Origin of the sequence: Polaromonas sp., assembly GCF_030682935.1 — a bacterium.
Classification (GTDB): Bacteria; Pseudomonadota; Gammaproteobacteria; order Burkholderiales; family Burkholderiaceae_C; genus Polaromonas.
In genome coordinates this window covers 1-9,070 of sequence record NZ_JAUXNA010000150.1, presented here as the reverse complement: position 1 = coordinate 9,070, position 9,070 = coordinate 1, and the positions used below count along the sequence as shown (strand labels likewise).

The following is a 9,070-nucleotide window of genomic DNA, read 5'->3' as shown; positions in this document are numbered from 1 at the left end:
ATGCTTTTAACTGATGTAGAAATTAAAAGTGGGGTGCTTATCTCAGTTGGTAGAGCAGCGCCCTTACACGGCGTAGTTCGGCGGTTCGAGCCCGTCAGCACCCACCACCCACTTGAAAAAAGGCGAACTATGTTCGCCTTTTTTATTGTTGGGTCCATTCGACTGTCACACAGGAAATTCGAGATGTTTGATTTCATTCGCAAGCACACCAAAGTCACCATGGCATTGCTGTTTTTGCTGATCGTTCCCTCCTTTGTATTGTTTGGCCTGGATGGCTACAACCGCTCAGGCGGAAATGGCGTGGCGGTTGCCAAGGTCGATGGCAAGGAGATAGGCCAGTCGGAATGGGATCGGGCGCACCAGATCGAAGTTGACCGCTTGCGTGCCTCCATGCCTACGCTGGACGTCAAGCTGCTGGACTCGCCGCAAGCGCGTTACGCCACGCTGGAGCGCCTGGTGCGTGACCGCGTGATTGCCGCGGCAGCGGACAAGTTCAAACTCGCGACCAGTAACCAGCGCCTCGCGCGCGAACTGCAAGAAAATCCTGAAATCGCGTCTTTGCGCCGCCCGGACGGCACACTCGACATGGAACGCTACCGCCAGCTGTTGGGCAGTCAGGGCATGAGCCCTGAGATGTTTGAGGCCAATGTGCGTGCCGATCTGTCTAACCGTCAGGTGCTGGTTGGTATCGGTGCCAGCGGGTTTTCTCCCAAGTCGGCTGCAGACCTGGCGCTTAACGCCTACTTTGAAAAGCGGGAAATCCAGGTGGCCCGTTTCAATGCCGCCGATTTCGCAGCCAGGCTGAACCCGACGGATGCCGACCTCGAACAGTTTTATAAAGCCAACGAAAAGCTCTTTCAGGCGCCTGAGCAGGCCACGGTTGAATATGTCCTGCTGGATGTGGACACCATCAAGAAAAGCATCACTGTCAACGAAGCAGACCTCAAAACCTATTACGAACAGAATGCCCAGCGACTGGGCGGTGCCGAAGAGCGCCGTGCCAGCCATATCCTGATTACATCGCCCAAGGCTGCGCCCGCTGCTGACCGCGAAAAGGCCAGGGCCAAAGCGGAGGAGTTGCTTGCAGTTGTGAAAAAATCCCCGGGTACGTTTGCCGAGGTGGCTGCCAAGAATTCACAGGACCCCGGGTCCGCGCCTAATGGCGGAGACCTTGACTTTTTTGCCCGCGGCGCCATGGTCAAGTCTTTTGAAGATGCAGCGTTTTCGATGAAAACGGGTGACATCAGCGGCGTTGTGGAGTCCGAGTTTGGCTACCACATCATCAAGTTGACCGACATCAAGGCGCCCAAGCAGCGCAGCTTCGAGGAAATGAGGCCCGAGTTGGAAGCGGATCTGGCAAAGCAGCAAGCCCAGAAGAAATATTCTGAAGCCGTTGAAACTTTTACAAATGGCGTGTACGAGCAGTCAGACAGTCTCAAGCCGGTTGCCGAGCGCCTGAAGCTGGAAATCAAAACTGCCAGCAACGTGACGCGCCAGCCCCCAGCCGGTGCTACGGGCGTGCTGGGCAACGCAAAATTCCTCAATGCGCTGTTTGCACCGGATGCGATTGAGAAAAAACGCAATACGGAAGCCATTGAGGTCGCGCCCAGCCAATTGGCCTCTGGCCGCATCGTCCAGTACCTCCCTGCGCATACCCAGCCTTTTGCAGAAGTAAGAGGCATCGTGCGCCAGCGTTGGCTGGCCCAGCGCGGCGCCGAAGAAGCACGCAAGGACGGCGTTGCCAGGCTGGCTGCGTGGAAGGCTGCTCCGGCCTCCGCCGCGCTGCCCGCTCCGGTGCTGGTGTCACGGGAGCAAATGCAAGAACTGCCGCCTCCAGTGATTGATGCTGCAATGCGCACGGATGCGAGCGCCTTGCCCGCCTTTACCGGCGTAGATCTGGGTGCCCAGGGCTATGCCATCGTCAAAGTCGGCAAGGTGTTGCCCCGCGAGGCGCCGCTTGAGGCGGTAGCAGGGCAAGCGCATAAGCAATACGCGCAGTGGTGGACGTCTGCCGAGAGTCTGGCTTATTACAACGGCCTGAAGGAGCGCTTCAAGGCGCAAATCCTCGTTGCCAAGCCTGTACCTGACAACGCAAATGCAGAAGTAGGTGCGACGCAGTAACTTATGGCGGCTTTGCCGCTATAATATAGAGCTACGGTGGCTGTAGCTCAGTTGGTAGAGTCCAGGATTGTGATTCCTGTTGTCGTGGGTTCGAGCCCCATCAGCCACCCCAGTATTTAGTTCGTGTTGCTATACGGTTCGCCGAGTGGTAAATAGTCAATCGAAAATAAAAGAGCCCCATTCGCAGGGGCTTTTTTGTGGGCGCGCCCGATTGGCTCAACTACGTTGAAGCGAAAACTCCTAACTCGCCCGGGAAGGTCAGCGTAGGTCGAATATCATGGTTTCGCGGGTGAAGTTGCGTCTGGATCAAGCGATTGCATCCGTGTTGCTCGCGTGCTCCGGTTGTGATCTGACCGGGGAACACCCCCTCATCCCATCACGATGGTGCTGTGTCGAGAGTCTCAGTCGCTTAGCGGCGCCAGGTCGGAGGAGCGCCAGATCTCGTTGAGCTGCTGAAGTTTTTCTTCAAACACAAAGTAGTCAAGTGGCTTGCTTACGTAGCTGTTGAGCCCGCCTTTGAATGCAATTACTGCCTGAGACTGTTCGCTCGCTGATGTAAGCATGATGACCGGAATAAAGAACGTTCGGGGATCGTCCCGCATGCGTTGCATGACGGCCAGGCCGCTCAGCTTGGGCAGACCCAAGTCGAGCAGGACCAGATAAGGTTGATGGTCAGGGTCGCGGTCACTGAACAGGCCCTCGCAGAACAGGTATTCGACGGCTTCCAGTCCATCGCGGACAACCACGATATCGTGAGGCAAACCATGCTGTTGCAGGGTGGTCAGCGTTAATTCGAGGTGGTCGGGGTTGTCCTCCACCACCAGAATGGTTGGTTTTCTCATGGGCTGGGCTTCGGTAGTGAGCAGTCAATATACCAGCAAGGTGCTGTGTCGCTGTGTCGCTGTGTCGCTGCGTGGGCATGGCTCGCTAAACCAGCCACACTGCAAAAAATCCACATTGGCCGTTTTTTTTCTGAAAATTTATTTTCAGTGGCTAAAACCGGGTCAGTTCACCATCACCAGTTTGCCTTTTACGCCGCGTGATCCCATATGGGCATAAGCGGCCTTGAGCTGGTCCATCGGCATGGTGCGGTCGATGACTGGTTTGATTTTGCCTTGCGCATACCACTTTGCCAGCTCGGCCATCGCACTTGCGCTGGCTTCGGGTTCCTGTTTGGCAAAACCGCCCCAGAATACGCCGACGATGGAGGCGCCCTTGAGCAGCGTCAGGTTCAACGGCAAGGACGGGATGGCGCCTGAGGCGAAGCCCACCACCAGATAACGGCCGCGCCAGGCGATGGAGCGGAAAGCGGGTTCTGCAAGTTCGCCGCCCACGGGGTCATAAATGACGTCCGGGCCTTTGCCGTTGGTCAGGGCTTTGAGGGCCTCGCGCAAGTTTTCGTTGCTGTAGTTGATCGTGGCATCGGCGCCTATTGACCGGCAAAGTGCGCATTTTTCATCGGTGGAGGCGGCGGCGATCACGCGGGCCCCCATGGCCTTGGCAATCTGGATGGCGGAGGTGCCGACACCGCCAGCAGCGCCCAGGACCAGAACGGTTTCACCGGCCTTGAGTTGTGCCCTGTCCACGAGCGCGTGGTGCGAGGTGGCGTAGATCATGATGAAGGCGGCGGCATCGACGTAGGAAAAGCCTGCTGGCAGCGGCATGCACAGCGCGGCGGGTGCGATGGTGTGGGTGGCAAAGCCGCCGGTGCCGGACAGGCAGGCGACGCGCTGGCCGACCTGCAGGTGGCTCACGCCTTCGCCGACAGCTTGAACCACACCCGCGTATTCAGAGCCCGGCATAAAGGGCAGGGGCGGTTTGATCTGGTATTTATTCTGCACGATCAGCAGGTCCGGAAAATTCAGGCTGGCGGCCTTGATTTCAATCAGCACCTCACCCGCTTCGGGTTGCGGTGTCGGCAGCTCTTTCCAGGTCAGGGCGTCTACGCCGCTAGGGTCTTCACAAAGCCAGGCATGCATGAGATGTCTCCGAAAGTTACGAACAACGTGGGGTCCACCCGGAAAGCAGAGCCGGGTTCACCTTTGCATCATAGGCAAAGCCGTACGTTGTGCGCCGTTAAAAACGGTGCGGGCTGTCACAGCTGTGACCGTAAAATCACACCATGCAAATTCTGATTTGCAACGACGACGGGTATCAGGCCACTGGCATCATGGCCCTTTACGATGCACTCAAAACAGTCGCCGATGTCGAGGTGGTCGCACCCGAGCACAACAACAGCGCCAAATCTAACGCGCTGACCCTGCACTCGCCGATGTACGTGCAGACGGCTGCCAACGGCTTTCGCTACATCAATGGGACGCCTGCGGACTGCGTGCATATCGCACTCACGGGCTTGCTCGGATACCGTCCGGATCTCGTGGTGTCAGGGATCAACCATGGCGCCAATATGGGCGATGACACGATTTACTCGGGCACCGTGGGGGCGGCCATGGAAGGCTATCTGTTTGGCATTCCGGCCATCGCCTTTTCACAGACCGAAAAAGGCTGGGGCTACATTGAGGTTGCCGCCCAGCGCGCGCGCGACCTGGTGCGGCAACTCATGCCCTCGCTTGAAGCCCTGGCCGAAGGCGCGCAGCCGTCGCTGGCGCCCTGGCTGCTCAATGTCAACATCCCCAATGTGCCGGACGAGCAGATTCAGGGCTTCAAGGTAGCGCGCCTGGGGCGCCGCCACGCGGCAGAGCGCGTGATCACGCAGACCAGCCCGCGCGGTGAAACCATGTACTGGATAGGCGGTGCCGGGTCTGCCAAGGAGGCAGGCGAGGGCACCGATTTTTACGCGACAAGCCAGAAGTTTGTATCCATCACGCCGCTTCATGTGGATTTGACCGATCACGAGCGGCTGCCTTACTGGGCCCAAACAGCGTCCAAGCTGGCGCATGCGTACCAGAAAACGCCCGCATGACGTCCCCTTTCAAGCCGCCTCCCGCAGTGGCTCGTCCGGCGTTTCCGGTTCGTCTGAAACCGGATATGGGTGTACCATCTGCTACTAAAATAATAGCTGCTAATTCCCCTCAGGTAAGTGTTAAAGGCCTAAATGGTATAAGGAAGCCAGCCCAGGCAGTGGTGCCCGGCGGCGTCGGCCTCGACTCTCAAACGGTGCGGGCGCGCATGGTGCACAAGCTGGTGGCGCAAGGCGTGTCAGACGCGCAGGTGCTCGCGGCCATGGGCCTGGTAGAGCGCCACCGCTTTGTCGATTCGGCGCTGGTCAACCAAGCCTATGAGGACACCAGCCTGCCGATCGGCTTGGGTCAGACCATTTCCAAACCCAATGTGGTGGCGCGCATGCTGGAGTTGCTGCGTCTTGGCGCACCCGGCAGGCTGGGGCGTGTGCTGGAGATTGGCACTGGCTGTGGTTACCAGGCGGCCGTGCTTAGCCATCTGGCGACCGAGGTTTACAGCATCGAGCGGTTGCGCGGCCTGCATGACAAGGCCAGGGAGAATTTGCGGACTTTCAGGCTGCCCAATGTCCACCTGTTGTTCGGCGATGGCATGATGGGATTTGCCAAGGGTGCGCCTTATGCGGCGATTATTGCGGCGGCGGGCGGTGAGTCCATTCCGCCGGCCTGGATAGAGCAACTGGCGACCGGCGGTCGCTTGGTCGCACCGATGCAAACCGCAACTGGCGCGCAGGCGCTGGTCGTCATAGACAAAACAGCGCAAGGCATCAGGCAGACCCTGCTGGAAGCTGTGCATTTTGTGCCTTTAAAATCGGGCACTAGCTAAAGACCAACCCATATTGGGTCGAGATTGAAGAAGAAAGAACCAATGAATCAAACCGAACGCTCGAATAAGGCGGAGTCTGCAGGCACATCAGGCGTGGTGCACAGCACCCACCTTGCCCGCAGACTGGCGCTGCCGTGCGCGTTGGCTGTGGCCATGCTTGTGGCGGCGGGCTGTGCCTCGCGCTCCGGCGGCAATGCACCGGTTGAAGATCGCGGCACGGGTCTGTCGCGTCAGCTTCCCGGCGCGCTCGACAGCGGCGACGCCAAGCAACTACCGGGCTTTGAGAATGCCGGTAAACCCGGCTATTACTCCGTCAAGCCCGGCGATACCATGATCCGCATCGGCCTGGAAAACGGTCAAAACTGGCGCGATATCGTGCGCTGGAACAATCTTGAAAACCCCAACCTCATTGAGGTTGGGCAAGTGCTGCGCGTGGTGCCGCCTGCCAGCGAAAACTCGCTGGCAGTGACACGCCCTGTGTCGCCGGGTGCCGCAACCGCAGCAGCTTCCGCTGCGCTGGGCCCTGCCAGGCCCGCACCGGCGATCGCGGGTGCCGCACCTGCACTGATTCCTGCACAGGTGCCCGTACCTGCATCCAATGGCGACGAAGATGTGGCATGGATCTGGCCGGTACACGGCGCGCTGATCGCGGGATTCGACGAAGCCAAAAATAAGGGGCTCGATATTGCGGGCAAGGCCGGTGATGCCGTGATGGCTTCCGCCGATGGTCGCGTGGTGTATGCCGGTGCGGGCCTGCGGGGCTACGGTAACCTGGTCATCCTCAAGCATAACAACACCTTTCTCACGGCCTATGCGCATAACCAGAAGCTGTTTGTCAAAGAAGACCAGACGGTCAGAAGAGGCCAGAAGATTGCAGAAATGGGCAGCAGTGATGCGGACCGCGTGAAGCTGCATTTTGAAATCCGCCGTCAGGGAAAACCGGTCGATCCGGCCAAGTACCTGCCTGGCAGGTAGGCAACCGGGCCTGAAAGAAAAGGAGTCCTGCACTGGCCGGACTCCTTTTTTTATGGGTGCTCGTGTTCTTTCTGGTTTTGTAACTGAATTGGCTATTAGCCCTTTAACCACGGGTACTATCTGCTATCTATTTTGTAGTGTTGTGTGCTGCTGGGGGCGTTGTTACGCAGGCAGGTGTGCTGCCTTTTTCGGGCGCTCAAAAAATTGATGCTGCAGCCTGAGACAATGGGCGATGACTGAAGAAACCGAGAAAAAACCGACCGCTGCGCCTGCCGACTACCCGCTGGATTTACTCGCAGTGGAGTCGCTTGACATTGAGGCCCAGGGTATTGCGCACCGTGCAGACGGCAAAGTCGTGTTCATTGAGGGCGCACTGCCATTTGAGCTGGTGACGGCCAATGTTTACCGCAAGAAAAGCACTTTTGAAAAAGCCACGCTGCTGGCGATTCACCGCGAGTCCTCGCAGCGGGTGCGCCCGGCCTGCCCCAACTTTGGCATGCACACCGGTGCCTGCGGCGGCTGCAAGATGCAGCACTTGCATGTGGGTGCGCAGGTGGCGGTCAAGCAGCGCGTGCTTGAAGACAACCTGCGCCACATCGGCAAGGTCAAGGCCGACAACTTGTTAAGGCCCATCGAAGGGCCGGCTTGGGCCTACCGCTACCGGGCGCGCCTGTCCGTGCGCTATGTGCGTAAAAAAGGCGCCGTGCTGGTCGGGTTTCACGAGCGCAAGAGCGGCTATGTGGCCGACATGAGTGAATGCCATGTGTTGCCCAAGCATGTCAGCGACATGTTGCTACCGCTGCGCGAACTCATTGGCAGCATGGATGCCAGGGAAACCCTTCCGCAGATCGAGCTGGCGTGTGGCGACGAGGTGACGGCCATGGTGCTGCGTCATATGGAGCCGCTCAGCGAGGGTGATCTGGCCCGGCTGCGGTCTTTTGCTGCCGCGAATCCGGGCCTGCAATGGTGGCTGCAGTCCGGCGGGCTGGAGACCGTCAAGCTGCTGGACGAGGACGTGCCGCAGTTGAGCTACAGCTTGCCGGAGTTCGGCGTGGTCATGCCGTTCAAGCCAACCGACTTTACCCAGGTCAACCCGGAGATCAACCAGGTGCTGGTATCCCGTGCGCTGCGCCTGCTGGATGTGCAGCCGCATGAGCGGGTGATTGACTGGTTTTGCGGCTTGGGTAATTTCACGCTGCCGCTGGCCACACGTGCCCGCGAAGTGCTGGGCATTGAGGGCAGCGAGGTGCTGGTTGCCCGTTCACGCGATAATTTTGAGCTAAACAGGGCTGCTTCACAGGTCCGGCCTGCGTTGGCTGCTACTACGTTTGTAGCGCGTAATCTTTTTGAAATGACACCTTCCATGCTGGTCAAAGACGGCGTGGCCGACAAGTGGCTGGTGGATCCGCCGCGTGAAGGTGCGTTTGAGTTGTTCAAGTCCCTGGCCGCCCTGCACCAGCAGATCGTGACCGGTGTGCCCTGCGATGATGCAGGACTGCAGCAAAGCCTCGTGCTGGGCGACTGGACACTGCCTAGTCGCATTGTGTATGTGAGTTGCAATCCGGCCACACTTGCACGCGATGCGGGTTTGTTGGTGGACGGCGGCGCTTACCGCTGCACGGCAGCCGGCGTGGTCAATATGTTCCCGCACACGGCGCATGTGGAGTCCATGGCGGTGTTCGAGCGGGTGTAAGCACTTTCTGCAAGCAACAAAAAAGGGCCCGAAGGCCCTTTTTTGTTGCTTGCCGCAAACTTCAGTCGCGTTCGCCGCCAAAGATTCCCAGCAGGGCCAGCATGGCCTGGAAGACATTGAAGATGTCCAGGTACAAAGCCAGTGTGGCGCTGATGTAGTTGGTTTCGCCGCCGTCGAGGATACGCTTCAGGTCATACAGCATGTAGGCGCTGAAGATCGCGATCACGGCCACCGACATGGCCATCATGCCAGCGGTCGAGCCGACAAAAATATTGACAATGCCGCCAACCATGACCACGACAGCACCGACGAACAGCCATTTGCCCATGCCGGAGAGGTCGCGTTTGATCACGCTGGCCAGCGTCGCCATGACAAAAAATACACCGGCCGTGCCGCCCATGGCCGTCATGATCAGCTGGGAGCCGTTGCTGAAGCCCAGAATCATGCCGATCATGCGCGACAGCATCAAGCCCATGAAGAAGGTAAAGCCCAGCAGAACAGGCACGCCTGCCGCCGAGTTCTTGGTCTTTTCAATGG

8 protein-coding genes and 2 tRNA genes are annotated in these 9,070 nt (G+C 58.7%); 7 read left to right on the top strand and 3 right to left on the bottom strand.

The window, feature by feature from the left end; translation table 11 throughout:
- The first annotated feature begins 31 nt into the window (after nt 1-31).
- The 3 genes from Q8K05_RS07170 to Q8K05_RS07160 all read left to right on the top strand — a co-directional run bounded on the left by Q8K05_RS07170 (nt 32) and on the right by Q8K05_RS07160 (nt 2,233).
- Nucleotides 32-107, top strand: a tRNA-Val gene (locus tag Q8K05_RS07170).
- Nucleotides 108-183: 76 nt separating this feature from the next.
- Nucleotides 184-2,121, top strand: a complete 1,938-nt coding sequence (locus tag Q8K05_RS07165; protein WP_305245819.1) for a SurA N-terminal domain-containing protein — start codon at nt 184-186, stop codon at nt 2,119-2,121.
- A 36-nt stretch (nt 2,122-2,157) separates the two neighbouring features.
- A tRNA-His gene (locus Q8K05_RS07160) sits at nt 2,158-2,233 on the top strand.
- Between the two features lie 289 nt (nt 2,234-2,522).
- Here Q8K05_RS07160 and Q8K05_RS07155 read toward each other — a convergent pair.
- Both Q8K05_RS07155 and Q8K05_RS07150 read right to left on the bottom strand, forming a co-directional pair.
- The gene (locus Q8K05_RS07155; protein WP_305245818.1) at nt 2,523-2,963 is read right to left on the bottom strand and encodes a response regulator; all 441 of its coding nucleotides are present in this window, start codon (nt 2,961-2,963) and stop codon (nt 2,523-2,525) included.
- 162 nt (nt 2,964-3,125) lie between these two features.
- Nucleotides 3,126-4,100 (bottom strand): NADPH:quinone oxidoreductase family protein, encoded by a 975-nt coding sequence (locus Q8K05_RS07150; protein WP_305245817.1) that lies wholly within the window; start codon nt 4,098-4,100, stop codon nt 3,126-3,128.
- Between the two features lie 143 nt (nt 4,101-4,243).
- On the opposite strand from Q8K05_RS07150, the gene surE reads away from it, so the two are divergent.
- From surE to rlmD, 4 genes are all read left to right on the top strand, one after another.
- Nucleotides 4,244-5,044: a 5'/3'-nucleotidase SurE gene (gene surE / locus Q8K05_RS07145; RefSeq protein WP_305245816.1), complete on the top strand. Its 801-nt coding sequence runs from the start codon at nt 4,244-4,246 to the stop codon at nt 5,042-5,044.
- The gene (locus Q8K05_RS07140; RefSeq protein WP_370868791.1) at nt 5,041-5,865 is read left to right on the top strand and encodes a protein-L-isoaspartate(D-aspartate) O-methyltransferase; all 825 of its coding nucleotides are present in this window, start codon (nt 5,041-5,043) and stop codon (nt 5,863-5,865) included. The genes surE and Q8K05_RS07140 overlap by 4 nt, the downstream gene beginning before the upstream one ends.
- Nucleotides 5,866-6,018: 153 nt before the next feature.
- Nucleotides 6,019-6,840: a peptidoglycan DD-metalloendopeptidase family protein gene (locus Q8K05_RS07135; protein ID WP_370868793.1), complete on the top strand. Its 822-nt coding sequence runs from the start codon at nt 6,019-6,021 to the stop codon at nt 6,838-6,840.
- Nucleotides 6,841-7,072: 232 nt separating this feature from the next.
- A complete protein-coding gene (rlmD, locus tag Q8K05_RS07130; protein ID WP_305245813.1) occupies nt 7,073-8,533 on the top strand; it encodes a 23S rRNA (uracil(1939)-C(5))-methyltransferase RlmD in 1,461 nt (486 codons plus the stop codon).
- A 61-nt stretch (nt 8,534-8,594) separates the two neighbouring features.
- Here rlmD and Q8K05_RS07125 read toward each other — a convergent pair.
- On the bottom strand, nt 8,595-9,070 hold a 476-nt coding region (locus tag Q8K05_RS07125), incomplete at its 5' end, for a Bax inhibitor-1 family protein (protein ID WP_305245812.1).